This window comes from Agromyces agglutinans, assembly GCF_009647605.1.
Lineage (GTDB): Bacteria > Actinomycetota > Actinomycetes > Actinomycetales > Microbacteriaceae > Agromyces > Agromyces agglutinans.
This window is the reverse complement of record NZ_WJIF01000001.1, coordinates 124,798-148,731: the sequence shown is the minus strand read 5'-3', so window position 1 is coordinate 148,731 and position 23,934 is coordinate 124,798. Positions and strand designations below refer to the sequence as shown.

Sequence of the window (23,934 nt, the reverse complement as noted above, 5' to 3'; positions counted from 1 at the left end):
GGCGGCGGGTCGCGCGGATTCGGTCAGGACGCGTTCGCCGCCAGGTACGTCGACAACGAGTCCTCCACGGCGTTCAGGCGAGCCGCCTTCGATTGCACGTCGTCGCGCAGCTCGGCGATCTTCGCGAGGAGATCGGGGCACGCCGATTCATCGCGCTCCCCCACGGTGCAGGGCAGCACCTCGCGCACGAGCGTGCTCGGCAGACCGATGTCGAGGAGCGCTCGGATCGTCTCCACGGTCGCGACCGCGTTGGACGCGTACTCGCGGTAGCCGTTCAGGCTGCGTTCCGACGACAACAGCCCCTGCTGTTCGTAGTAGCGCAATGACCTGGGGCTCGCACCGGTCCGCTCGCTGAGTTCGCCGATCCTCATGACACCCCCGCGCTTGACCTTGACACTGGCGTCAGAGTTTACCGTGCAGGCATGACCACGAACGTGCAGACCAGACTGACCGGTCCGCTTGCGACGACGCGGGACCTGAGTGGGCACCGCGCCGTCGTGACCGGCGGTGCCGGCGGTATCGGTACCGTGACCACGCGCGCCCTCGCCGAACGCGGCGCCACCGTCTACATCGGCGCTCGCCACACCGAGCGTGCCGAGGTCGTCCGACACTCGGTGCTCGCCGCGCACCGACTCCCCCGCACCCGCATCCAAGTCGTCGCCCTCGATCTCACCGATGCGGATTCCATCCGCCGATTCGCCGACGAGGTGGGCCAAGCGCCCATCCAGACCCTGGTGCTGAACGCCGCGATGAGCAGCGTGCCCTTCGGCCGAGACGCGAACGGCACGGAGCTCCAATTCGCGACCAACCACCTCGGACACTTCGCGCTGACCGGCGGACTCCTCCCCGCGCTCGAGTCCTCGGCCGGCGCTCGAGTCGTCACCGTGTCATCGGCGCTCTACCCGAACGGCAAGCTGGATCTCGGCCGCTTGGATGACCCGTCGGGCTATTCGCCGGGGCGCGCCTACATCCGGTCGAAGCTGGCGAACGCAGTGTTCGCCGTCGAGCTCGATCGTCGTCTCGTCACAGCAGGCGGCGCGGTGCGCAGCTTCGGCGCTCACCCCGGCATGGCGCGGACACCGCTGCACACCACCTACCCGTCGGCGGTGACGCGAGTGGTCACGGGCATGCTCGCGAGGACGATCGGCCGGGATCCGGAACCCGCGGACATCGGTATCCTCGCTGCGGCGCTCAGCACCGAGGTCACGCCGGACCTCTTCTGGGGGCCGATCGGCTCCCGCAGGAACCCGCATGCGATCGGCGTCCCGTACGCCCGGCCGGCGAAGGATCGCGCGCTCGGCGCCGCGCTCTGGAGCGCCTCCGAAACGCTGACGGGAGTGAGCTTCCTGTCCGGATCCGAACCGGCGATCCGGTAGCCACTCCGTCCGGCGCGCCGGCTACGAACGCACGCGATAGCGCAGGTGCGTCTCGCTCGCGAATGCCGACGTCTCGAGGCGTTCGAGATCGACGCGCATGCCGAGGCCGCCGAACAGCGAGATGCCTTCGCCGAGCAGGATCGGCACGACGTCGAGGTGGATCTCGTCGACGAGACCGAGCTGCAGGCACTGCCTCGAGATGCTGCCGCCGAGGAGGCTGACCCACTTCTCCCCCGCCGCATGTTCAGCCGCCTCGATCGCCTGCGCGAGATCGTCGACGACGAACGTGTAGGTGATGCCATCGTGTTCGACCGGCTCGTGCGGGCTGTGGGTCATCAGGTACACCGGCACCTTCAGCATCCCGCCGTACGGAATCTCACCGTCTTCGATGGTCTGCGTGCGGTTCGCTCCCCCGACGACGGCGCCGATCTCCGCCATGACGTTCGTCACGACCGATTCGTCCTCCGGCACCGTCTCGACGTCGAACATCCAGTCGACTCCCCCGTTCACGTCAGCCAGGTACCCATCAAGGGTCACCGTCGCATGTATGAACACCTTCGCCATCGGTCGGCTCCTTCGCTTGAGGTGAGTCGATCGGCTCACCTCAGGAACGTATCGCGCTCCGAGAGGCGAGTCAAGCGACTCACCTCCGTGGCATACTGGCCCCATGCCACGGGAACTCTCCGAATACCATCGCCAGGTCGCCTCGACCAATCGCGCGTCGATCCTCGATGCGGCCACTCCGTTATTCCTCGAGTTCGGCTACGACCGCACCTCGCTGGCGCGCGTCGCCGAGCGCGCCGGCGTTTCCAAGGCGACCCTGTTCAAGCAGTTCCCCACGAAGGCCGCACTGTTCGAGGCGGCCGTGCTCGCCGTCGGCGACGCACCGGACGCCGCGTTGGTCGAGCCGGTGACGAGCGACTTCCGAGCGGGACTGGTGGAGTTGGGGCTCGCGTACACCGAACTCCTGGCGCGCCCGGGCATCGCCGAGTTCATCCGCACGATCATCGCGGAGTCGCCGCGCTTCCCCGAACTGCGGGAGCGCACGTTCGACTTCGGCACCCTGCCCGTGCTCGCGGCACTCGACCGCTACCTCCGAGCGCAGACCGTGGCCGGAGCCGCTGCCGTCGACGATCCGATGCTGGTGGCGACGCAGTTCCTCGGCATGATCGCGAGCTCGGTCTTCTGGCCCCGCCTCGTCCACGGCACCTGGTCACTCGATGACGAAGGAACCCGCACTGCGGTCGAGGAGGCGGCGACCACGATCGCGGCTCGCTTCGCCACCCAATCGACCCGATCGCATCGAACCGCGAAAGTCGGGTCCGATCGGCGGGCGGCCCCGAAGCTGGATGCAGAAGGGAACCCATGATCGCCGTACTGAACCGACTGGTCGAATACCTCGAGCAGCACCTCGTCGAGGAGATCGACGTCGCCGACGTGGCGAGCCGCCTCGGCACGACCGAGTACCACGTCCGACGGATGTTCTCGTCGCTGGCTGGGATGCCGCTGTCGGAGTACATCCGGCGCCGGCGGATGGCCGTGGCGGCAGCCGAGGTGCTCGGCACCGGCCAACTCCTGGACATCGCGATCCGATACGGCTACGGCTCGACGGAGGCGTTCAACCGAGCCTTCCGCTCGGTGCACGGTGTGAGCCCGGCCGAGGTGCGCCGGAGCGGCGGTCCCCTTCGTACGCAACCGCAACTCAGGTTCCGCCTGACCGTAGAAGGGAACACTCCGATGGACACCCGGATCATCGATCGACCGGCCTTCCGATTGATCGGCCACGCCGCCCGCGTGCCGCTCATCCACGAGGGCGCCAATCCGCACATCCAGGCGCACATCGCCTCGCTGCCCCCGGAGGAGCACGCTCGCCTGAAGGAGCTGGGCGACACCGAGCCCACCGGACTGCTCCAGGTGAGCGCAGACGTCGACCCCGACTACACGGAGGGCAGCGAGCTGACCTACCTGCACGGGGTGGCGGTGGGCGGCGCCACCGCCGTCCCGGCGGACCTCGACGTGATCGAGGTCCCGGCCGGCACGTGGGCGGTGTTCCGCACGGAGGGCCCGTACCCGGGAGCCCTGCAGTCCGCCTGGGCCGCGACGGCGACCGACTGGTTCCCGTCGAACCCCTGGCGCCTGCGGTCCGGCCCGTCGATCGTCGCCGTGCTCGAGCGATCCGCCGACTTCAGCAGGGCGACCTGCGAGCTGTGGCTGCCCGTGGAACGCAGCGCGTCCTGACGACGAGGTCCATCCGGTCGGCATGCCCACTGGCACGTCGACCGGATGCGATGGATCCCGTGCCGGTCAGCGACGGCGACGCGACGCGACGACGCCCGAGACCGCCGTGACCACGCCGAACGCGGCCGCGACGAGCGGCACGACGAGTGCGAGACGAGTGACCTCGACCGGTTCGACGCCGGATCCCTCGGCCGCGGTGATCAGGGCGCTCGTCGCGGCGAGGCCCGTCGCGGCGCCGATCTGGAACGCGGTGTAGAGCAGCCCTCCGCTGAGACCCTGATCCTCGTCGGGCACGCCGTCGGTCGCCGCGACCGTCAGCGGCCCGTAGGCGAAGGTGAACGCCAGGCCGAGGGCGAGGAAGCTGGGGGACATCGCCGCGTACGTCCAATCGGCGGCGACCGGCAGGAAGAGCAGGAAGGATGCCCCGGATGCGGCGAGTCCGACGAGTGTGACCGGCCACAGGCCGAAGCGAGCGACGAGACGCGGGGTGAGCAGCGGGGCGAGGACCGCGTCGATGCCGAGCACGAGCAGTGCCAGCGAGGTCGCGAGGCTGTTCCAGCCGCGCTCCTCCTGCAGGTGCAGCACGACGAGGAACTGGAAGCCCATGAAGCCGGCTGCGAGGGACGCCGCACCGAGGTAGGCACGCAGCTGAGGCATCCGTCGCAGGAATGCGAGCCGTACCAGCGGTTCGGCAGCGCGGCGTTCGATCGCGACGAACGCCGCCAGCAGCAGTGCGCTGGCCGCCGCGAGCGACCAGGTCACGACCGGTTCCGCATGCGAGGACTGCTCGATGGCCGTGATCAGTGCGAGGAAGGCGGACGTCACCACCACGGCTCCAGCGACGTCGGCCCGTCCGCGGACTCGTCGACCGCCGCGCGACGCGGCTTCAGGCCTCGGCACGAGCGGGATCGCGAGCGCCAGGAGCACGACCGACACGATCACCGGCGCGAAGAAGACCCACCGCCAGCCGAACATGGTCAGCAGTCCCCCGACGACCAGGCCGACCGAGAACCCGGCGGCGCCGATGCCGGCGTAGATGAGCAGGGCGCGCGTGCGCAACGGGCCTTCACGGAATCCCGTCGTGATGATCGACAGCCCCGCCGGCATCATGAACGCGGCGGCCACCCCGGTCGCGGCGCGCGCCACCAGGAGCATCCACGACTCGCTCGCGAGCCCCCCTAGGCCCGAGAAGACGACGAAGACGCCGAGAGACACGAGGAAGACCCGTCGCCGGCCGAGCAGGTCGGCCGCCCGACCACCGAGGAGCATGAAGCCGCCGTAGCCGAGGATGTAGGCGCTGACGACCCACTGCAATTCGCCCGTGGCGAGCCCGAGATCGGCACGGATCGCGGGCAGCGCGATCCCGAACATCGCGACGTCCACTCCCTCGAGGAACGCCGCCCCGCAGAGCACGACGAGCAGGCCCAGCGCACGTCCCCTGATCCGGTCGTCGTCGGCGCCGCCAGCGCCGCCGCCGTCAGCGCGGGTGGGCAGCGAACTCGTATCCGTCGTCACGCGAGGCCTCCTCCTGATGGTTACTTCTTGATACCGACCACATCTTGCGTCACCATGGAGGCATGGCGGAAGACGGCACTTCGAAGTCACTCGGTCACCACGAGGGAACCGACTGGAACGACGCGTTCCAGTGGGACGTCCGTGAAGACTGCGAGGTGCGGCAGATCCTCGACCGCATCGCCGACAAGTGGTCGCTGCTGGTGATCGCGCTCCTCGACGACCGCACCATGCGTTTCACCGAGTTGAAGCGCATGATCGACGGGGTCAGCCAGCGCATGCTGACCGTGACGCTGCGCCAGCTCGAACGCGACGGCATGGTCGAACGAACCGTCCACCCGATCGTGCCGCCTCGCGTCGACTACGCGCTCACCGAGCTCGGCCGATCGCTGCACGCGACCGTGCAGTCGTTCGTGCTCTGGACCGAGCAGCACCAGGAGGACATCGCGGAAGCTCGCAGCCGGTACGACCGCGACGCCGGCCGGCTGGCCGACGCGGAGACCGCCGCAACCGGTGCGACCGCCGCGACCGCCATCGCGGCCGGGTGATCGCGGAGACGTGCGAGTCTCGGCCCATCCGCTGCATCACGCCGACCGCAGCACCACCAGCTCCCGCGTCGCCCGCGTCATGGCGACGTAGCGATCGACGGCGCCCTCGACGCCGTGGCCGAATCGCTCCGGGTCGACGACGACCACCAGGTCGAACTCGAGCCCCTTCGCGAGCTCGGGAGTCAGCGATCGCACCCGCGGCCGCCCGGCGAACGACGGCGCCCCGATGACGCACGCGACGCCATCCTCGTGCTCGGCGATCCATGCGTCGAGCACGTCGTTCAGTTCTCCAGCCGATCCGTACCGCACCGGGATGCCGCTGCTTCGCACCGAGGTCGGCACGTTGGCGTCGGGCAGCTCCGCTCGGATGGCCGACTCGGCGACCGCCATGACCTCCCGGGGCGTCCGGTAGTTGATGCTGAGCGACGCGAGTTCGACCTGGCCGACGCCGATCCGTCCGAGGCGCTCCTGCCAGCTCTCCACGAAGCCGTGCCTGGCCTGCGCGCGGTCGCCCACGATCGTGAAGCTCCGCGACGGGCATCGGCGCAGCAGCATCAGCCACTCGGCATCGGTGAGCTCCTGGGCCTCGTCCACGACCACGTGGCCGAACGGTCCGGCGAGCACGTCGGGATCCGCGACCGGCAGCACGCCCTCGTCGTCGAGGCTGTGCTGCGCGTCGGATCCGCGCAGCATCGTGACGAGTCCCTCGCCGTCGTCGTCGGCCGCGATCAGGTCGTCGACCACGCGGGCCATGCGTTCGCGCTGCACCGCGAGTGTGGCCGCGCGCCGATACCGGCGACGGGATGCCTCCGGATCGCCGATGAGCTGTCTCGCGGTGTCGAGCAGCGGCAGGTCGGCGAGCGTCCAGGCCGTGGCATCCGCGCGCTGGAGCGATGCGATCGCGGCTTCGTCGAGCCACGGCGCACAAGCCTGGAGGTACGCAGGTACCGACCAGAGGTCGCCGACGACGCCGACGGGATCCAGCAGCGGCCACGCCCGGTTGAACGCTGCCCGCAGCTCGGCGTTCGCGGCCAGCGACCGGCGCACGAGCTCGGCCGGCGCATCCTCGTCGTGCTGGTCGAGCAGGATCGTCACCAGCTCCTCCCAGATCCGGTCGCGAGCCTCGTTGTGCGTCGGGGCGTCGTCCGCGGCGCCGAACGCGTCGGCCCAGTCGGCGGGATCCAGCCAGGCGTCGGCCCACTCGGTCTCGACGGCCATCCCGCGCGCGGGCGGTTGTTCGTGGTACTTCACGGCGTTCTCGACGGCGCGCACGAGGTCGCCCGATGCCTTCAGCGCGGCGACGCTCGGGTCGGCTTCGGGCCGGGCGGCGGCCCCCTCGACCACGAGGTCGCGCAGGGTGCACGACTGCACGCCCTCCTCCCCCAGGCTCGGCAGCACGTCCTCGATGTATGCGAGGTAGCCCTGACTCGGACCGACGAGCAGCATGCCGCCGCGCCCGCGCGAGAGCCGCGGATCGGCGTAGAGCAGGTAGGCCGTGCGGTGCAGCGCGACGACGGTCTTCCCGGTGCCGGGCCCGCCGTCGACGACGAGCGCTCCGCGCGAGCCGGCGCGGGTGATCGCGTCCTGGTCGGCCTGGATGGTGCCGAGCACGTCGCGCATCCTCGACGTGCGGGTGCCCGCGAGGCTCGCGATGAACGCCGACTCGTCGTCGAGCGCTATGCCCGCGCGGCCGCCGTCGCGGGCGCCCGCGTCGTCGCCGAACGTCTCCGGGCGGAGCACCTCGTCCCAGTAGTCGGTGATCCGCCCGCGCGTCCACCGGTACCGGCGGCGGCTCGCGAGGCCCATCGGGTCGGCGAGCGTCGCCGCGAAGAACGGCTCGGCGGCCGGCGAACGCCAGTCCACGAGCAGTCTCCGGCCCGAGCCGTCGGAGAGCCCGATCCGCCCGATGTACGTCGGTTCGCCCCCATCCGCAGGCACCATGCGGCCGAGGCAGAGGTCGAGCCCGTACCGTCGCAGGGTGCGCAGTTCAGCCGTGAGCCGGTGCACCTCGAGGTCGCGGTCGAGGGCGGCCTGGCCGGATCCGCCGGGGGCCCGGCGCGCGGCGGCGAGCCGCTCCGAGACCTCGGCGATGGAGGCGTCGAGGCTCGTGGCGATGGCGGCGAACTGCCGTTCGTCGGTCTCGATGAGCGCGGCGTCGCGCTTGGCGGCGAGTCGTTCGGGCAGGTCGAACACGCTGGTCGTCGAAGTCACGGTGGACGATTCTGGTACAGGCGGGGGGCCTTGCCGCAAGGCCCCCACCCGGCGTTAAACTGGTCACGGCAGGGAGGATCGGCGCACGCGATCCCGGCCGTGCGACCGCCTCGGAACGTCGATTCGACGACCCCTACTCGCGTGCGTCCGCGCGTTCGGCCTCCGCCTCGGCCTCCGCCTCCGCCTCGGCCTGCTGCCGGTAGCGCTCCAGTCGCCGGCCGGTCGCCGGCATGCCCAACTCGTTGTACGGGCCCTCGACCTCGTGCTCGGGCAGCCGTTCATCGGTCGGGCAGATCATGATGATGTTGCCGCCGTACTCCTCGGTGAACCGGTGCTGGAACATCGCCCGGCCGCACACCGGGCAGGGCGCGTCGTCGCGCGCTTCGCCGGGCGGCCCCTCGTCGCCCGGACCCGGCGGTGACTCGAAGACCGGGGTCAGTGCCCGGTCGACCCGGTCGAAGAAGTGCGTGAACGCGTTGCCGTCATCTCGGCGGCCCGCTGCGTCGCGTGCCATGGGCCCGATGCTACGCCCGCACGGCTCGGTCGCGCCATCCCCCGGCGCCGCTGCCCGCGCACGCCTCAGTACGCTGAACACCATGACGGATGCCACGATCGATCGCGCCGACCGCCCTGCCACGCTCGTCACGGGGGCGAGTCGAGGCATCGGCCGTGCGATCGCCGAACGCCTCGCCGCCGACGGACACGACCTCGCCCTCACGTATCGCGAGCGCGCCGACGAGGCCGAGCAGGTCGCCGCAGCATGCCGAGCACTCGGCGCCGACGTGGTGCTCCTGCGAGTCGACTTCGCCGACCTCGATGCCGCGGCACGGGTCGTGCCAGACGCGATCGCGGGGCTCGGCCGGCTGACCGGCCTCGTCAACAACGCCGGCATCACCGGGCGCATCGGTGGATTCCTCGATGCGCCGATCGAGGAGTCCGAGCTCGTCTTCCGCATCAACGTGTTCGCGCCGATCGTCGTGACCCGGGCCGCGATCGCTCACATGTCGACCGATCGCGGCGGCACCGGCGGCGCCATCGTGAACATCTCCTCGGGCGCCGCGACGAACGGGTCGCCGAACACCTACGTGCCGTACGCGATGAGCAAGGCCGCCCTCAACATCCTCACCCTCGGAACGGCGCGGGAGTTCGCGGCGGCGGGCGTGCGCGTGAACACCGTCTCGCCGGGCACGACGTACACCGAGATCCACGCCGCGGCGGGCCGCCCGAACGCGCCAGAGGAGCGCGCTCCGCGCATCCCCATGCAGCGGGCGGGCCAGCCGCACGAGATCGCGGGTGCGGTCGCCTACCTGCTCTCCCCCGACGCGTCGTACACGACCGGCGCCGACATCCGCATCGCCGGGGGCAACTGACCTCAGCCGACCGGGACGCGGACGCCTCCGCGCAGGTGCGAGCCCGGGCTACGCCTCGCCGAAGCCGGATGCCGCGAGCCCGGCGATCGCGTCCACCGCGTCGCCGGCCGCGGGATCGGTGCTCGCGATCTCGAGCTGCGACCCCTTCGTGAGCCCGAGCGACATGATCGCCAGCAGGCTCTTCGCGTCGACCCCGTTCACGGTGACCTTCTGCGGGAAGGTCGCCGCCAGCTTGACCAGCTCCGCGGCGGGGCGCGCGTGCAGCCCGTCGGCGTTCACGAGCGTCACGGTGCGGCTCAGCGCGGCGCCGGCTGCCCCCGAATCGGATGCCTCGGCACCCGGCCCTTCGACCGCCGCCGTCGCGTCGTCGACACCCGCGGAATCGCCGCCCGCGGTTCGGGCCGCGGCGACGACCGTCTCGAGGTCGTCACCCGCCTCCGCGGCCACCGCGGCGGCCACGCCGCCCTCGACGAGGGGCGCGTCCACGATGCGCACGCGCCCGCGCTGGTCGTCGTCGAGGAAGTCGAGTGCGGTCTCTGCGGTGAGGATCGCCGAACCGAGGTCGCAGAGCACGACGGCGCCCGCCCCGGCATCGGCCTCGGCGATGGCCGCGCTGACGCGCTCGAAGCTCGTGCCGATGCGGCCGTCGTCGGTGCCGCCGGCGGCGACGAGCGACGTGTTGGGCGCCATCTGGCCGGCGAGGTCGACGAGACCCCTGGCGATGAGTTCGGAGTGCGAGACGAAGACGAGTCCGATCCGATCACCCACCTCAGGCCTCCGCCGCCGCGTCGGCCGCAGCCCGCAACAGGTAGGCCGATGACTGCGCGCCCGGATCCCGGTGGCCCCGCGAGCGCTCGCCGAGGTAGCTCGCACGACCCTTCCGGGCGACGAGCGGTTCGGTGGCCTCGGCGCCGGCCGCCGCAGCGTCGGCAGCGGCCGCGAGCACCTCGGCGGGTGAGGCCCCGCGCCCGGCCTCGGCGGCAGCCGCCTCGACGGCCGGCGTCCACGCGTCGATCATCGTCTTGTCGCCGGATTCGGCCTTGCCGCGGGCGACGATGCCGTCGCGCGCCGCCTCGAGCAGCTTCGCGACCGCGGCCGAGTCGAGTTCGGCCTCCGAGCCGACCGACGTCGCCGCGCGCAGGTACGCGGTGCCGTACAGCGGGCCCGCGGCACCGCCGACCGTCGAGATCAGCGTCGTCGCGACCAGCTTGAGCACGTCGCCGGGCGTGGCATCCGGTGCGACCGAATCGAGCTTGCCGAGCACCGCGCCGAACCCGCGATCGAGATTCTCGCCGTGGTCGCCGTCGCCGATCTCGCGATCGAGCGTGATCAGTTCGACCCGGTGCTCGGCCACCGTCGCCGCGCTGCGGCGAACCCAGTCCACGGCCCAGTCGGCGCCCAGCGGCCCGCCGGCCATCAACGACCCCACCGGAGCGCCGGCGTCTGCACCGGGGCGTCCCACAACTCGACCATCTCGTCGTCGAGCTTCAGCAGCGTGAGCGAGAAGCCCTGCATCTCGAGCGACGTGATGTAGTTGCCGACCAGCGATCGGGCCACCTCGATGCCGTGCTCCGCGAGCGCTTCGGCGGCTCGGCGATAGGCGATGTAGAGCTCGACCTGCGGCGTGCCGCCCATGCCGTTCACGAAGAGCAGCACGCGGTCGCCCGACGAGAACGGCAGGTCCTCGAGGATCGGGGCCAGCATGCGGTCGACGATCGCGTCGGCCGGCTCGAGCGGCAGCCGTTCGCGGCCCGGCTCGCCGTGGATGCCGATGCCGAGCTCGTACTCGTCGTCGGCCAGCGTGAAGCTGGGCTCCCCCGCGTGCGGTACCGTGCACGGCGTCAGCGCCATGCCCATGGACCTGGCGTTCGCGTTCACGCGCTCGGCGATGCCGGCGACCTCGTCGAGCGTGTCGCCGCGCTGGGCCGAGGCCCCGGCGATCTTCTCCACGAGCACGGTGCCGGCCACGCCGCGGCGGCCCGCCGTGTAGAGCGAGTCCTTCACCGCGACGTCGTCGTTCGTGACGACCGCGCGTACTTCGATGCCGTCGGCCGCGGCCAGGTCGGCCGCCGTCTCGAAGTTGAGCACGTCGCCGGTGTAGTTCTTCACGATGTGCAGGACGCCCGCGCCGCCGTCGACCGCCTTGGTCGCCGCGAGGATGGGGTCGGGCGTCGGCGAGGTGAACACCGCGCCGGGCACCGCGGCGTCGAGCATGCCGTGACCGACGTAGCCCGCGTGCAGGGGCTCGTGCCCGCTGCCGCCGCCCGAGACGAGGCCGACCTTCCCGGCGACCGGCGCATCGGCGCGCACGACGAAGATCGGGTCGGTCTCGATGCGCACGAGATCCGCGTGGGCGAGTGCGAATCCTGCGACCGACTCGTCGACCACCCGCTTCGGGTCGTTGATGATCTTCTTCACGGACATCCCTTCCCCTCGGCTGTCCACGGAACCGCGCGCCGTCGCAACGGCCGGACAGCACCTGCGAACAACCTACGCCCCGCGGCGCGGGGGCGGTAGGACGCGCCCCGGAAATCCGGCGCGGCCCGTTCCCGCGCGCCGACGGCAGGGCTATGGTGTGGTCAGGCGGGCGAGGGCGCCCAGCTTCCATGAAGGGGGTTTTCAGTGAATCTCGGTGTGATTTTCATCTCGGAGATGGTGGGGACAGCCATGCTGGTCCTGCTCGGCTGCGGCGTCGTGGCGAACGTCGCGCTCATCCGGACCAAGGGCAACGGCGGCGGCTTCCTGATGGTGAACATCGGCTGGGGCCTCGCGGTCTTCGCCGGCGTGATCGTCTCGTACGCCTCGGGTGCGCACCTGAACCCGGCCGTGACGCTCGGGCTCATGACCAACTACCTGGCCGAAGGCAAGACCGACTTCGTCGAGGGGATCCCGATCGACGGGGCATCCGTGCTCACGTACATCGGCGCGCAGATGATCGGCGCGATCATCGGTGCGGTCTTCGTCTGGCTGGCGTACAAGCAGCACTTCGACGAGGAGCCCGAGCCCGCGAACAAGCTCGGCGTGTTCTCCACCGGCCCGGCGATCCGCTCCTACGGCTGGAACTTCGTCACCGAGGTCATCGGCACGTTCGTGCTCGTCTTCGTGATCCTCGGCTTCAGCTACGGCGGCACGCCGGCCGAACTCGGCGCCATCCCCGTCGCCTTCACGGTGATCGTGATCGGCACCTCGCTCGGTGGTCCGACCGGCTACGCCATCAACCCGGCGCGCGATCTCGGTCCGCGCATCGCACACGCCTTCCTGCCCATCCGCGGCAAGGGCGGCAGCGACTGGAGCTACTCGTGGGTCCCGGTCTTCGGCCCGATCGTCGGCGGCGTGATCGCCGGTATCGCCGCGGTCGGACTGCTGCCCGTGATCAGCTGACCCCGCCGCCGCGCCATACGAATCGGCGTCGCGACCCGACGCCACGCCACGCGAATCAGAATTGAGAGGACGGCATGGCCGACTACATCCTGGCCATCGACCAGGGAACCACCAGCACGCGCGCGATCATCTTCGACAAGCGCGGATCGATCGTCGCGACCGGGCAACTGGAGCACGAGCAGATCTTCCCCAAGGCGGGGTGGGTCGAGCACGACCCGATGGAGATCTGGCGCAACACCCGCGAGGTGATCGGGCAGGCCCTCGGAAAGGCCGACCTGACGCGGCACGACATCGCGGCGGTCGGCATCACCAACCAGCGCGAGACCGCCGTCGTGTGGGACAGGAACACGGGCGAGCCCGTGTACAACGCGATCGTCTGGCAGGACACGCGCACGCAGCCCATCGTCGACCGCCTCGCGGCCGACGGCGGTGTCGAGCGATTCAAGCAGGACGTCGGGCTTCCGCTCGCGACCTACTTCTCGGGCACGAAGATCGTGTGGATCCTCGAGAACGTCGAGGGCGCGCGCGAGCGCGCCGAGGCCGGCGACCTGCTGTTCGGCACGACCGACTGCTGGGTGCTCTGGAACCTGACCGGCGGCGCCGACGGCGGGGTCCACGCGACGGATGTCACGAACGCGAGCCGCACGCTCTTCATGGACCTCGAGACGCTCAGCTGGCGCGACGACATCCTCGAGGCGTTCGGCGTGCCGCGCTCGATGCTGCCCGAGATCCGCAGCTCCTCCGAGGTCTACGGCACGGTCGAGCCGTCGAGCCTGCTGCGCGAGGTGCCGGTCGCCGGCATCCTCGGCGACCAGCAGGCCGCGACCTTCGGCCAGGCCGCGTTCGACCAGGGAGAGTCGAAGAACACCTACGGCACGGGCAACTTCCTCATCTTCAACACCGACACCGAGATCGTGCACTCGAAGAACGGGCTGCTCACCACGCTCGGCTACAAGCTCGGCGACCAACCCGCGCACTACGCCCTCGAGGGATCGATCGCCGTCACGGGGTCGCTCATCCAGTGGCTGCGCGACAACCTCGGCATCATCTCGAGCGCCCCCGAGGTCGAGGAACTCGCCAAGACGGTCGACGACAACGGCGGCGCGTACTTCGTGCCGGCGTTCTCGGGCCTGTTCGCGCCGTACTGGCGATCCGACGCGCGTGGCGCGCTCGTCGGCCTGACGCGGTACGTGAACAAGGGTCACATCGCCCGGGCCGCCCTTGAGGCGACCGCGTTCCAGACGCGCGAGGTGCTCGACGCCGTGAACGCCGACTCGGGCGTCGATCTCACCGAGCTGAAGGTCGACGGCGGCATGATCGCGAACAACACGCTCATGCAGTTCCAGGCCGACATCCTGGGCGTGCCCGTGGTGCGGCCCGTGGTGGCCGAGACGACCGCGCTCGGCGCCGCGTACGCGGCCGGGCTCGCGGTCGGCTTCTGGTCGGACCTCGACGAGCTCCGCGCCAACTGGCAGGAGGACTCCCGCTGGGAGCCCAAGATGGACGCCGATGAGCGCGAGCGCCAGCTCCGGCTCTGGAAGAAGGCCGTCTCGAAGACCTTCGACTGGGTCGACGAGGACGTCAGCTGACGTCGCAGACGGACGAACGGATGCCTCGGGCCGCGGCCCGGGGCATCCGTTCGTCGTGGCGGTGATCAGGCGCGCGTCGCGGCGACCCACTCGTCGAGCTTGCGGAGGGCGGCGCCGCTGTCGATCGCCTCGCGGGCGACCGCGAGCTTGTCGCGGAACCGGTCGAGGATGGGGCGCTGGAACTGGCCCGGATCCTCGGCCAGGCCGAACGAGACGAGGCCGGCGGCGGCGTTGAGCGCCACGATGTCGCGCACGGCGCCCTCGGCGCCGCCGAGCACCTCGCGCACGATCTCGGCGTTGCGGGCCGGCGCACCCCCGCGCAGCTCGTCGATGTCGGCGCGACGGATGCCGAGGTCCCGCGGATCCAGGTCGTGCTCCTTGACGGTGCCGCCCGAGACCTCCCAGATGTGGCTGTGCCCGGTCGTGGTCAGCTCGTCGAGTCCGTCGTCGCCGCGGAAGACCAGCGCGGTGGCGCCGCGGGTCTGGAACACGCCGACGATCAGCGGCACGCGATCGAGGTGCGCGACGCCGACCGCGGATGCCTCGGGCCGCGCCGGGTTGCACAGCGGGCCCAGGAAGTTGAACACCGTGGGCACGCCGAGCTCGGCGCGGACGCCGCCCGCATGTCCGAAGCCGGGGTGGAAGGCGGACGCGTACGCGAAGCCGATGCCGATGCGCTCGAAGGTCTCGGCGACGCGCTCGGGCGGCAGCGCGAGGTCGATGCCGAGGGCTGCGAGCACGTCGGACGAGCCCGAGGCCGAACTCGCGGCCTTGTTGCCGTGCTTGAGCACGGGCACACCGACCGCCGCGCACACGATCGACGCCATCGTGGAGACGTTCACCGTGCCGAAGCGATCGCCGCCCGTGCCGACGATGTCGAGGGCCATCGCGTCGACCGGCAACGGCTTCGCGTGCTCGAGGATGGCGTCGCGGAAGCCCACGATCTCGTCGACGGTCTCGCCCTTGAGCCGCAGCGCGACGAGGAACGCGGCCAGCTGCGCGTCGGTCACCGAGCCGGTCATGACCTGCTCCATGCTCCACGCCGCGTCCGAAACGCTGAGGTCCTCGCCGTCGAGAAGCGAGGACAGGATCACGGGCCAGGTCTGCTCAGCGGTCATGCGCACGATCCTATCCGCGCGATTCACGGCGGATTCGCGGGGTCGCCCCAGCCGATTTCCGGCATCGGGCACGACTCGCCCCCGACACGGGATGCGGCCATGACGAAAACTCAGCCGCGGTTTCAGCCATAATGGGTGATTGTGACGAGCACCTCATTGACTTCTCAGGCGAGCGCGCCCCTGATCAAGCGTCCCAACACCGTCGCGGTTGGCACGATCGTCTGGCTGGGCAGCGAGGTCATGTTCTTCGCGGGCCTCTTCGCGATCTACTTCACGCTCCGTGCGATGTCGCCCGAGCTCTGGGAGTTCGAGGCCGATCGGCTGAACTTCCCGTTCTCGCTGACGAACACGATCATCCTCGTGGCCTCGAGCTTCACGTGCCAGTTCGGCGTGTTCGCGGCCGAGAAGATGAAGCCGTACGCCTCCGGGCCGTGGTGGAACGTGCGCCAGTGGGGCACCGTCGAGTGGTTCTTCCTCACCTTCGCGATGGGCGCCATCTTCGTCGCCGGCCAGGTCTGGGAGTACGCGACGCTCGTCTCCGAGGGCATCGCCATCGACTCGAACTCGTACGGCTCGGCCTTCTACCTCACGACCGGCTTCCACGGCCTGCACGTCACGGGCGGTCTCATCGCCTTCCTGCTGGTGATCGGGCGCATCTTCGCCGTCAAGCACTTCGGTCACCGCGAGGCGACGAGCGCGATCGTCGTCTCCTACTACTGGCACTTCGTCGATGTCGTCTGGATCGGCCTGTTCCTCGTCATCTACGTCCTCAAGTAAGCCGGATCAGGAGCGACCCCACAGCATGCCCGTGAACAGGAAGAAGCCCATGAACCGCCAGAAGCGACGTACCGGCCGCCGGCACCCGCTCGCGACCGTCGCGCTCCTCGCACTCGGCCTCGTCTTCACCGGCGGCGCCTACGCCGCATTCAGCACCGGCACCGCGCAGGCCGAAGCCGACTCGACGTCGCAGCAGACGATCGAAGAGGGCAAGAAGCTCTTCCAGGCCAACTGCGCCACGTGCCACGGACTCTCCGCGGAGGGCACCGACGACGGCCCGAGCCTCGTCGGGGTCGGCGCCGCGGCGGTCGACTTCCAGGTCGGAACCGGCCGCATGCCCATGCAGATGCAGGGCCCGCAGGCCCAGCAGAAGCCGGTGCAGTTCACCGACGAGCAGGTCAAGCAGCTCGCCTACTACGTCGCGTCGCTGGGCCCGGGCCCCGACATCCCCGCCGACCACCTCACCAACGGCGGCGGCGACGCCGCCAACGGCGCCGAGCTCTTCCGCATCAACTGCGCGATGTGCCACAACGTGGCCGGCGCGGGCGGCGCGCTCACCGAGGGCAAGTTCGCTCCCGCGCTGACGGATGTCTCGGGCGTGCACATCTACGAGGCCATGGTCACGGGCCCGCAGAACATGCCGGTGTTCAATGACATGAACATCACGCCCGAAGACAAGCGCGACATCATCACGTACCTCAAGTACGTCCAGGACAACCGCTCGCCGGGTGGATTCGAGCTCGGCTCGATCGGCCCCGTTGCGGAGGGTCTGTTCATCTGGATCTTCGGTCTCGGCGCGATCGTCGCGATCACCGTGTGGATCACGGCGAAGTCCAACTAGCGCAGGCACCGAAGAAGCTCGAGAAGGAGAACCATGGCCCAGGACGACACCAGCGGCGCGGACCTCGTCGCCGCCGACTCGTCACACGCCGCGCCCGCCGCTTCGCCCGGTACCGCGGTCATCGCCGCTGACGCGTTCGAGAACCCCGGGTTCCCGCCGCACCGCCCCCGCGTCACCGACGAGAACCCCGAGCGGCAGAAGCGCGCCCAGCGCACCGTCTACACGCTCTTCTACCTGTCGATCCTCGGCAGCATCTGGTCGATCGCGGCCTACATGCTGTTCCCGATCGAGTCGAACGACGTCGGCATGGTGCGCCTGAACAACATGTTCTTCGGCCTCGGCGCGGCGCTCGCGCTCCTGGCCATCGGCTTCGGCGTCGTCCACTGGGGCAAGGCCGTGATGACCGACGTCGAGCTCGTCGACGAGCGTCACCCGATCGGCGGGTCGCCCGAGACGCAGGCTGCCGCGGTGCAGGTCTTCCAAGACTCCGATCGCGAATCCGGCTTCACGCGCCGCACGGCGATCCGCAACAGCCTGATCGGCGCGCTCCTGGTCTTCCCGATCCCCGCGCTCGTGCTCTTCCGAGGCTTCGCTCCCCAAGACCAGCTGCCGGTGCCGCTGCTCAGCCACACCATGTGGAAGAAGGGCACGCGCCTCGCGCTCGACCCCTCGGGCGTTCCCATCCGGGCCGCCGACGTCACGATCGGCAGCGCGTTCCACGTCATCCCCGAGGGACTCCAGGACCTCGAGCACGGCAAGCTCGAGGAGAAGGCCAAGGCGGCCGTCCTGCTCATGCGCCTCAACCCCGACGAGCTCAACGAGCGCGAGGACCGCAAGGACTGGTCGTACGACGGCATCGTCGCGTACTCGAAGATCTGCACGCACGTCGGCTGCCCGGTCGCGCTCTACGAGCAGCACACCCACCACCTGCTGTGCCCCTGCCACCAGTCGCAGTTCGACGTCGCGAACCACTGCGAGGTCATTTTTGGGCCGGCGGCGCGTGCCCTGCCCCAGCTGCCCATCGCCATCGACGACGAGGGCTACCTCGTCGCTCAGAGCGACTTCACCGAACCCGTCGGCCCGAGCTTCTGGGAGCGTCATTGAGCACCGCAACCACCAACGCGCCGCAGAAGCGGTCGTTCACGGCGGCCGCGTCCGTCTACGTCAACGAACGGACGAGCCTCGCCGGCTTCGTCAAGGAGCTCGGCCGCAAGGCCTTCCCCGACCACTGGTCGTTCCTGCTCGGTGAGGTCGCGCTCTTCAGCTTCGTCGTGGTGCTCATCTCGGGCACGTTCCTGACGTTCTTCTTCCAGGCCTCGATGGTCGAGGTGCACTACGACGGCTCGTACGTCCCGCTCAAGGGCGTCGAGATGTCGGTGGCCATGGCCTCGACGCTCGATATCTCCTTCGACATCCGCGGCGGCCTGTTCGTGCGCCAGATGCACCACTGGGCGGCCCTGCTGTTCGTGGCCGCCATCGGCCTCCACATGCTCCGCATCTTCTTCACCGGTGCGTTCCGCAAGCCCCGCGAGTTCAACTGGCTGATCGGCTTCGTGCTCTTCGTCCTGGCGATGGCCGAGGGCTTCACGGGCTACTCGCTCCCCGACGACCTGCTCTCGGGCAACGGCCTCGCGATCATCAACGGCATGGTCAAGGGCCTCCCGCTCATCGGCACCTGGACCTCGTTCCTGCTCTTCGGCGGCGAGTTCCCCGGCACCGCGATCGTCGGCCGCCTGTACACGCTGCACATCCTGCTGCTGCCCGCGCTCGTGGTCGCGCTCATCGCGATCCACCTGGTGTTCGTGGTCGTGCACAAGCACACCCAGTACGCCGGCCCCGGCAAGACCCAGCAGAACGCGGTCGGTCCGCCCATCCTCCCGATCTACGCGGCGAAGGCCGGCGGCTTCTTCTTCATCATCTTCGGCGTGCTGGCGCTCATCGCCTCGCTGTTCACGATCAACCCGATCTGGAACTACGGCCCGTACGACCCCTCCCCCGTCTCGGCCGGCACGCAGCCCGACTGGTACATCGGCTTCGCCGACGGTGCCCTGCGTCTCATCCCGCCGGGCTGGGAGTTCGTCTGGCTCGACCGCACGTGGTCGTTCAACATCCTCGTCCCGCTCATCGCGATCGGCATCTTCCTCGTTCTCGTCGCCGCCTACCCGTTCATCGAGGCCTGGATCAAGGGCGACAAGCGCGAGCACCACATCGCCGACCGCCCCCGCAACGCCCCGACCCGTACGGCGATCGGCGCCGCCGGTGTCACGTTCTACGCCGGCCTCTGGGCGGCTGCGAGCTCCGACATCCTGGCGACGCACTTCTCGCTCACGATGGAGGGTGTGATCCACGCGCTGCAGTTCGTGGTCATCGTCGGTCCGTTCATCGCGTATTTCGTCACCAAGCGCGTGTGCCTCGCGCTCCAGAAGAAGGACCGCGAGATCGTGCTGCACGGCTACGAGTCGGGTCGCATCGTCAAGCTGCCCGGCGGCGAGTTCATCGAGGTGCACCAGCCGCTCGACGAGTACGACCGCTGGCGTCTCGTGAGCTTCGAGAGCTACGCGCCGTTGATGATCCGCCCGAACGCGCGCGGCAGGATCACGCCCGCGCAGCACGTTCGCGCAGCGCTCTCACGGTGGTTCTTCGAGGACCGCATCGCCCCCGTCTCGCGTGGCGAGCTCGAGGCGTCGCACCACGACGAGCACCACTGATCCAGCACCACACGGTTCGGGCACCGGGCGCCATGTCGATCGATTCGACGTGGCTCCGGTGCCCGAACTGCTTCCTGCCGCTCGAGCCGGCCGATGAGGTCGGCCGAACCTTCGGCTGCGCGTCGGGGCACCGGTTCGACCGTGCGAAGCACGGATACCTGACCCTGCTTCCACCTCGCGCGCCGCGCACCGTGGGCGACGACCGCGAGATGCTGGAGGCGCGTGCGGGCCTCCTCGGCAGCGGGGCCTACGCGCCCATCGCCGCTGCGGTAGCGGCCAACGTCGCGGCGGTGGGCGTATCGTCGACGGCGGCGCCCGCTGCGGAGTCTGGTCTCTCGCTGGTCGACTTCGGCTGCGGTACCGGGTACTACTCGCAGCACGTCGCCGAGACCCTGCCAGTGACACGCGTGCTCTTGACCGACCGCTCCCCCGAGGCCGTCCGTGCGAGCCTTACCGCGTTCCGTGGTCTCGTGCCGGCAACCGGCGTCGTCCTCGACATCTGGCGACCGCTGCCGATCCGCGACGCCGTGGCGGACGCAGCTCTCGTGGTGTTCGCGCCGAGGAACCCCCCGGAGTACGCCCGGGCGCTGCGTGTCGGCGGCGTGCTCGTCGTGGTCGTGCCCACCACCGCGCACCTGGCCGAACTCCGTGCCGATGCCGCGCTCCTCGAGGTACCGGAAGGCAAGGATGCGGACGTCGTCGATCGAATGGCACCGCACGGTCTCGAGCTCACCGCCCGTCAGAGAGTCGAGTACCGTCTCCACGCCGACGAGACCACCCGGGCGCTCCTGGCCGACATGGGCCCATCCGCACACCATCGGTTCGATGCCGCCGGCGACGACGCGAAGCCTGACGTGCGCCGCACACGCCCTGAATCGGGCGCAGGCGCAACCGACTCGACGACGGTGTCAGTGGACGTACTCGCCTTCACGCGGCGCTGAGGCCCCGGCCTGAGGCCGTTGCGCGGACATTTCTGGCGTGGCGGCCGCGCTCCGAGCCTGGGAGGCGGCCGCCGGGCCCCGTGTACGACGAAGGGCCCGTCATGCCGACGGGCCCTTCGGATCGATGCTCAGCGCGCGAAGTTGCCGCGGTAGTACTCGTACACCCAGCCGACGAGGCTGATGATGCCGATCGGCACCGCGATGAACGAGATCCAGAAGCCCACCGCGAGTCCGAGGAACAGGAGTGCCGCGCCGGCCGCGAGCATGATGGGCCACCAGCTCCACGGGCTGAAGAATCCGAGCTCGGGGTCGCCGTCGTCGATGTTCGCGTCGAGCCGGTCCTCGGGGAGCGCGCCGCCCTGGGCGCTGTGCACGCGACCCAGGTAGAACGCGATGAACGCCGCCAGGACCGCGCTGAGCGAGATCGCGACGAGGCCCACCCACTCGGGCTCGCCCGCGTCGATGATCGTCCACGCGATGTAGATCGCTGCCGCCAGCGCGAAGAACGCGGCGAGGATCCAGAAGAGGACTACGTTGGCGCGCATCTACTTGACTTCCTTCGTCGCTGCGTCGTACACCGGTGCCTCGGGCGCGTCCTTCGCCGGGCCGATGCCCACCGGGATGCCGGCCTCGGGGTGATTGAGGTCGAAGGCCGGGGACTCCGAGCGAATGCGCGGGATCGAGGTGAAGTTGTGCCGGGGCGGCGGGCAGCTGGTCGCCCACTCGAGCGAGCGGCCGTAGCCCCAGGGGTCGTTGACCGTGACCTTCGGTGCACGCCGCGCCGTGATGTAGACGTTCAGGAAGAACGGGATGAGCGAGACCGCGAGGATCGCGGCACCGATCGTCGACACCTGGTTCATCCAGGTGATGTTGTCTTCGGGCAGGTACGAGTAGTACCGACGAGGCATCGCGACGACGCCGAGCCAGTGCTGGATGAGGAACGTCGTGTGGAAGCCGATGAACAGCAGCCAGAAGTGCCACATGCCCAGCTTCTCGTTCAGCATCTTGCCGGTCCACTTGGGCCACCAGAAGTAGAAGCCCGCGAACATCGCGAAGACGACCGTGCCGAAGACGACGTAGTGGAAGTGCGCGACCACGAAGTACGTGTCGGAGACCGCGAAGTCCAGCGGCGGCGAGGCGAGGATGACACCCGTGAGACCACCGAAGACGAAGGTGATCAGGAAGCCCAGCGACCAGACCAGTGGCGTCTCGAACGTGATCGAGCCGCGCCACATCGTGCCGATCCAGTTGAAGATCTTCACACCCGTCGGCACCGCGATGAGCATCGTCATCAGGGCGAAGAACGGCAGCAGCACGGAGCCGGTGACGTACATGTGGTGCGCCCAGACCGTGACCGAGAGAGCCGCGATCGCGATCGTCGCGTAGACCAGCGTCTTGTACCCGAAGATCGGCTTGCGGCTGAACACCGGGAAGATCTCGGAGACGATGCCGAAGAACGGCAGCGCGATGATGTACACCTCGGGGTGCCCGAAGAACCAGAACAGGTGCTGCCACAGGATGACGCCGCCGTTGGCCGGATCGTAGATGTGGGCGCCGAAGATGCGGTCCGCAGCAGCGGCGAGCATGGCGGCGGCCAGCACCGGGAACGCCATCAGCACGAGGATCGAGGTGACGAGCGTGTTCCAGGTGAAGATCGGCATGCGGAACATGGTCATGCCGGGCGCGCGCATCGTGATGATCGTGGTGATGAAGTTCACCGCACCGAGGATCGTTCCGAAGCCCGAGAGGCCGAGGCCGACCATCCAGAGATTGCCGCCGACTCCTGGTGAGAAGGTCGTCGATGCCAATGGTTGATACGCGAACCAGCCGAACGAGGCGGCGCCCTGCGGCGTGAAGAAGCCGGCCACGGCGATCAGGGATCCGAAGTTGAACAGCCAGTAGGCGAACGCGTTCAGTCGCGGGAAGGCGACGTCGGGCGCGCCGATCTGCAGTGGCATGAGCACGTTGGCGAAGCCAGCGAACAGCGGCGTCGCGAACATCAGCAGCATGATCGTGCCGTGCATCGTGAACAGCTGGTTGTACTGCTCGCGCGTCTGCACGATCTCGAGGCCGGGCTCGAACAGCTGGGCGCGGATGATGAGGGCCATCACGCCGCCGATGCAGAAGTAGATGAACGAGGTGATCAGGTAGAGGTACCCGATGACCTTGTGGTCGGTCGACGTGATCCAGCGAACGAGGATGTTGCCCTTGCGCTCGACCTTGGAAGCGCCGAACGGTGCGCTGGCGGCCTGTGGCCGAGCCGTTGCGGTCGTGGTGCTCATTCGGCTTCGTGCTCCTCTTTCAGCTCGGGCGCGCCCGGACCGGGCAGGTTCTGGTTGCGGTCGTACTCGTTCGACAGCTGGCCCTCTTGGCCGAGGTCGCGCAGCGACTCGATGTACTCGTCGTACTCGCCCTGCGAGACGACCTTCACGTTGAAGAGCATGAGCGAGTGGTACTCGCCGCAGAGCTCGGCGCACTTGCCCTCGTACGTGCCCTCGCGCTGCGTGGTGAGCGACATGTAGTTGGTCTTGCCCGGGAACATGTCCTTCTTGTACAGGAAGTCGACGACCCAGAAGGAGTGGATGACGTCGCGCGATTCGAGTTCGATCTCGACGTTCGCGTCGACGGGCAGGTAGAGGGTCGGCAGCTCGGACTGCACGAGCGAGCCGTCGGGTCCGTCGACATCGGGCTGGCCCTGGATGCCGGGCGAGTAGACGTCTTCGTTGACGTAGTTGAAGTCCCACGCCCACTGCTTGGCGATGACCTCGACCTTGACGTCGACGTCCTCTTCGGCGAAGCGCTGCTCGATGGCCTGCTGGTCACGCGCGGTGAACGCGAAGAAGCCGAGCACGAGGATCAGCGGCACGATGGTGTAGAACACCTCGATCGGCATGTTGTAGCGCAGCTGCACCGGCAGGCCCGTCTGGCCGCGACGGCGACGGTAGGCGATGACCGCCCAGATCGTCAGGCCCCATGTGATGACGCCGACGACGAGCAGCACGATCCAGGAGGTCACCCACAGGCCGGCGACCCGGTCGGTGTGGTTCGTGACGGCCGGCTGGTCCGCCTCGAAGCCCGGCAGGAAGCCGTGCAACTGAGCCTGCGTGCACCCCGCGAGCACGAGACTGAGTGTCGCTGCGATCGGGATAGCAGCCCATCGGAGACGGCGATTGTGGCGCACCGGTGACCTTTCGGGAGACTCGAAGGCGCTTCACAGCGAAGCGCATTGATCGGTGCCTAGCCTACTCCGACTCGACCCCTCGGGTGTGCACCCGAGGGTGGTGTCGGGCTCGGAAATCTGCGGAAATCGGCGTCGATCGGCGA

24 protein-coding genes and 1 pseudogene are annotated in these 23,934 nt (G+C 69.4%); 13 read left to right on the top strand and 12 right to left on the bottom strand.

What is annotated here, in order from left to right:
• Window positions 1-23: 23 nt before the first annotated feature.
• Window positions 24-371, bottom strand: coding sequence for a MerR family transcriptional regulator (locus GE115_RS00695; protein WP_153682918.1), 348 nt, complete (start codon window positions 369-371; stop codon window positions 24-26).
• Between the two features lie 51 nt (window positions 372-422).
• Between GE115_RS00695 and GE115_RS00690 the strand changes: the two genes are divergently transcribed.
• The gene (locus tag GE115_RS00690) at window positions 423-1,376 is read left to right on the top strand and encodes an SDR family NAD(P)-dependent oxidoreductase (RefSeq protein WP_153682917.1); all 954 of its coding nucleotides are present in this window, start codon (window positions 423-425) and stop codon (window positions 1,374-1,376) included.
• Between the two features lie 21 nt (window positions 1,377-1,397).
• Here GE115_RS00690 and GE115_RS00685 read toward each other — a convergent pair whose 3' ends face one another.
• The gene (locus tag GE115_RS00685) at window positions 1,398-1,940 is read right to left on the bottom strand and encodes a dihydrofolate reductase family protein (protein ID WP_153682916.1); all 543 of its coding nucleotides are present in this window, start codon (window positions 1,938-1,940) and stop codon (window positions 1,398-1,400) included.
• Between the two features lie 103 nt (window positions 1,941-2,043).
• Here GE115_RS00685 and GE115_RS00680 point away from each other — a divergent pair, with 103 nt between their 5' ends.
• Both GE115_RS00680 and GE115_RS00675 read left to right on the top strand, forming a co-directional pair.
• Window positions 2,044-2,745, top strand: coding sequence for a TetR/AcrR family transcriptional regulator (locus tag GE115_RS00680; protein ID WP_153682915.1), 702 nt, complete (start codon window positions 2,044-2,046; stop codon window positions 2,743-2,745).
• Entirely contained in the window at window positions 2,742-3,614 is an 873-nt protein-coding gene (locus tag GE115_RS00675; RefSeq protein WP_153682914.1) for an AraC family transcriptional regulator, read from the top strand. Before GE115_RS00680 ends, GE115_RS00675 begins: the two co-directional genes overlap by 4 nt.
• 66 nt (window positions 3,615-3,680) lie before the next feature.
• Here the strand turns inward: GE115_RS00675 and GE115_RS00670 are convergent, their stop codons facing one another.
• Window positions 3,681-5,129: an MFS transporter gene (locus GE115_RS00670; protein WP_216648728.1), complete on the bottom strand. Its 1,449-nt coding sequence runs from the start codon at window positions 5,127-5,129 to the stop codon at window positions 3,681-3,683.
• A gap of 62 nt (window positions 5,130-5,191) precedes the next feature.
• Here GE115_RS00670 and GE115_RS00665 point away from each other — a divergent pair, with 62 nt between their 5' ends.
• The gene (locus GE115_RS00665) at window positions 5,192-5,674 is read left to right on the top strand and encodes a winged helix-turn-helix transcriptional regulator (protein ID WP_153682913.1); all 483 of its coding nucleotides are present in this window, start codon (window positions 5,192-5,194) and stop codon (window positions 5,672-5,674) included.
• Window positions 5,675-5,710: 36 nt separating this feature from the next.
• On the opposite strand, the gene helR is transcribed toward GE115_RS00665, so the two are convergent.
• Entirely contained in the window at window positions 5,711-7,885 is a 2,175-nt protein-coding gene (gene helR / locus GE115_RS00660) for an RNA polymerase recycling motor ATPase HelR (protein ID WP_312854738.1), read from the bottom strand.
• Window positions 7,886-8,018: 133 nt separating this feature from the next.
• Window positions 8,019-8,399, bottom strand: coding sequence for a hypothetical protein (locus tag GE115_RS00655; protein WP_153682911.1), 381 nt, complete (start codon window positions 8,397-8,399; stop codon window positions 8,019-8,021).
• Window positions 8,400-8,481: 82 nt separating this feature from the next.
• Here GE115_RS00655 and GE115_RS00650 point away from each other — a divergent pair, with 82 nt between their 5' ends.
• A complete protein-coding gene (locus GE115_RS00650) occupies window positions 8,482-9,255 on the top strand; it encodes an SDR family NAD(P)-dependent oxidoreductase (RefSeq protein WP_153682910.1) in 774 nt (257 codons plus the stop codon).
• A gap of 48 nt (window positions 9,256-9,303) precedes the next feature.
• Here GE115_RS00650 and dhaM read toward each other — a convergent pair whose 3' ends face one another.
• Genes dhaM through dhaK form a run of 3 tightly spaced genes read right to left on the bottom strand, consistent with a single transcriptional unit; the run spans window position 9,304 to window position 11,673 of the window.
• Entirely contained in the window at window positions 9,304-10,023 is a 720-nt protein-coding gene (gene dhaM, locus GE115_RS00645) for a dihydroxyacetone kinase phosphoryl donor subunit DhaM (RefSeq protein WP_312854737.1), read from the bottom strand.
• A 1-nt stretch (window position 10,024) separates the two neighbouring features.
• Window positions 10,025-10,672 carry a dihydroxyacetone kinase subunit DhaL gene (dhaL, locus tag GE115_RS18440; protein WP_153682909.1) on the bottom strand — a complete coding sequence of 216 codons (648 nt, stop codon included), beginning with the start codon at window positions 10,670-10,672 and terminating at the stop codon, window positions 10,025-10,027.
• On the bottom strand, window positions 10,672-11,673 hold the full coding sequence (dhaK, locus tag GE115_RS00635; protein ID WP_312854850.1) for a dihydroxyacetone kinase subunit DhaK: 1,002 nt from the start codon (window positions 11,671-11,673) through the stop codon (window positions 10,672-10,674). The genes dhaL and dhaK overlap by 1 nt, the downstream gene beginning before the upstream one ends.
• Window positions 11,674-11,877: 204 nt before the next feature.
• On the opposite strand from dhaK, the gene GE115_RS00630 reads away from it, so the two are divergent.
• Both GE115_RS00630 and glpK read left to right on the top strand, forming a co-directional pair.
• Window positions 11,878-12,636 (top strand): MIP/aquaporin family protein, encoded by a 759-nt coding sequence (locus GE115_RS00630; RefSeq protein WP_312854736.1) that lies wholly within the window; start codon window positions 11,878-11,880, stop codon window positions 12,634-12,636.
• A 74-nt stretch (window positions 12,637-12,710) separates the two neighbouring features.
• Window positions 12,711-14,225: a glycerol kinase GlpK gene (gene glpK, locus GE115_RS00625; RefSeq protein WP_153682906.1), complete on the top strand. Its 1,515-nt coding sequence runs from the start codon at window positions 12,711-12,713 to the stop codon at window positions 14,223-14,225.
• A gap of 65 nt (window positions 14,226-14,290) precedes the next feature.
• Here the strand turns inward: glpK and trpD are convergent, their stop codons facing one another.
• On the bottom strand, window positions 14,291-15,343 hold the full coding sequence (trpD, locus tag GE115_RS00620; protein ID WP_153682905.1) for an anthranilate phosphoribosyltransferase: 1,053 nt from the start codon (window positions 15,341-15,343) through the stop codon (window positions 14,291-14,293).
• A 141-nt stretch (window positions 15,344-15,484) separates the two neighbouring features.
• On the opposite strand from trpD, the gene ctaE reads away from it, so the two are divergent.
• From ctaE to GE115_RS00595, 6 genes and pseudogenes are all read left to right on the top strand, one after another.
• Window positions 15,485-16,120, top strand: coding sequence for an aa3-type cytochrome oxidase subunit III (gene ctaE / locus GE115_RS00615; protein ID WP_312854735.1), 636 nt, complete (start codon window positions 15,485-15,487; stop codon window positions 16,118-16,120).
• Between the two features lie 49 nt (window positions 16,121-16,169).
• A complete protein-coding gene (qcrC, locus tag GE115_RS00610) occupies window positions 16,170-16,961 on the top strand; it encodes a cytochrome bc1 complex diheme cytochrome c subunit (protein WP_153682904.1) in 792 nt (263 codons plus the stop codon).
• Between the two features lie 33 nt (window positions 16,962-16,994).
• Window positions 16,995-18,065, top strand: a complete 1,071-nt coding sequence (gene qcrA / locus GE115_RS00605; RefSeq protein ID WP_153682903.1) for a cytochrome bc1 complex Rieske iron-sulfur subunit — start codon at window positions 16,995-16,997, stop codon at window positions 18,063-18,065.
• Window positions 18,062-19,669: a cytochrome bc1 complex cytochrome b subunit gene (qcrB, locus tag GE115_RS00600; protein ID WP_172979625.1), complete on the top strand. Its 1,608-nt coding sequence runs from the start codon at window positions 18,062-18,064 to the stop codon at window positions 19,667-19,669. Before qcrA ends, qcrB begins: the two co-directional genes overlap by 4 nt.
• A gap of 32 nt (window positions 19,670-19,701) precedes the next feature.
• Window positions 19,702-19,830: pseudogene (locus GE115_RS19335) on the top strand (putative RNA methyltransferase); the annotation flags it as partial.
• Window positions 19,831-19,860: 30 nt separating this feature from the next.
• Complete coding sequence (locus tag GE115_RS00595; RefSeq protein ID WP_312854734.1) at window positions 19,861-20,610, top strand: methyltransferase domain-containing protein; 750 nt, start codon at window positions 19,861-19,863, stop codon at window positions 20,608-20,610.
• Between the two features lie 128 nt (window positions 20,611-20,738).
• Here the strand turns inward: GE115_RS00595 and ctaF are convergent, their stop codons facing one another.
• From ctaF to ctaC, 3 genes are read right to left on the bottom strand one after another with little or no spacing between them, the layout of a single operon-like run.
• A complete protein-coding gene (gene ctaF / locus GE115_RS00590) occupies window positions 20,739-21,155 on the bottom strand; it encodes an aa3-type cytochrome oxidase subunit IV (RefSeq protein WP_153682901.1) in 417 nt (138 codons plus the stop codon).
• Window positions 21,156-22,892, bottom strand: coding sequence for an aa3-type cytochrome oxidase subunit I (gene ctaD / locus GE115_RS00585; RefSeq protein ID WP_153682900.1), 1,737 nt, complete (start codon window positions 22,890-22,892; stop codon window positions 21,156-21,158).
• Window positions 22,889-23,791, bottom strand: a complete 903-nt coding sequence (gene ctaC / locus GE115_RS00580; protein WP_312854733.1) for an aa3-type cytochrome oxidase subunit II — start codon at window positions 23,789-23,791, stop codon at window positions 22,889-22,891. The genes ctaD and ctaC overlap by 4 nt, the downstream gene beginning before the upstream one ends.
• Window positions 23,792-23,934: the final 143 nt, after the last annotated feature.

Coding starts and splice junctions, on each gene's coding strand:
- GE115_RS00695 (WP_153682918.1), bottom strand. CDS start 371: ATGAGGATCGGCGAACTCAGCGAGCGGACCGGTGCGAGCCCCAGGTCA.
- GE115_RS00675 (WP_153682914.1), top strand. CDS start 2,742: ATGATCGCCGTACTGAACCGACTGGTCGAATACCTCGAGCAGCACCTC.
- trpD (WP_153682905.1), bottom strand. CDS start 15,343: ATGACCGCTGAGCAGACCTGGCCCGTGATCCTGTCCTCGCTTCTCGAC.
- GE115_RS00665 (WP_153682913.1), top strand. CDS start 5,192: ATGGCGGAAGACGGCACTTCGAAGTCACTCGGTCACCACGAGGGAACC.
- GE115_RS00685 (WP_153682916.1), bottom strand. CDS start 1,940: ATGGCGAAGGTGTTCATACATGCGACGGTGACCCTTGATGGGTACCTG.
- ctaF (WP_153682901.1), bottom strand. CDS start 21,155: ATGCGCGCCAACGTAGTCCTCTTCTGGATCCTCGCCGCGTTCTTCGCG.
- GE115_RS00655 (WP_153682911.1), bottom strand. CDS start 8,399: ATGGCACGCGACGCAGCGGGCCGCCGAGATGACGGCAACGCGTTCACG.
- ctaD (WP_153682900.1), bottom strand. CDS start 22,892: ATGAGCACCACGACCGCAACGGCTCGGCCACAGGCCGCCAGCGCACCG.
- GE115_RS00650 (WP_153682910.1), top strand. CDS start 8,482: ATGACGGATGCCACGATCGATCGCGCCGACCGCCCTGCCACGCTCGTC.
- GE115_RS00690 (WP_153682917.1), top strand. CDS start 423: ATGACCACGAACGTGCAGACCAGACTGACCGGTCCGCTTGCGACGACG.
- qcrA (WP_153682903.1), top strand. CDS start 16,995: ATGGCCCAGGACGACACCAGCGGCGCGGACCTCGTCGCCGCCGACTCG.
- dhaL (WP_153682909.1), bottom strand. CDS start 10,672: ATGGCCGGCGGGCCGCTGGGCGCCGACTGGGCCGTGGACTGGGTTCGC.
- GE115_RS00680 (WP_153682915.1), top strand. CDS start 2,044: ATGCCACGGGAACTCTCCGAATACCATCGCCAGGTCGCCTCGACCAAT.
- glpK (WP_153682906.1), top strand. CDS start 12,711: ATGGCCGACTACATCCTGGCCATCGACCAGGGAACCACCAGCACGCGC.
- qcrC (WP_153682904.1), top strand. CDS start 16,170: ATGAACCGCCAGAAGCGACGTACCGGCCGCCGGCACCCGCTCGCGACC.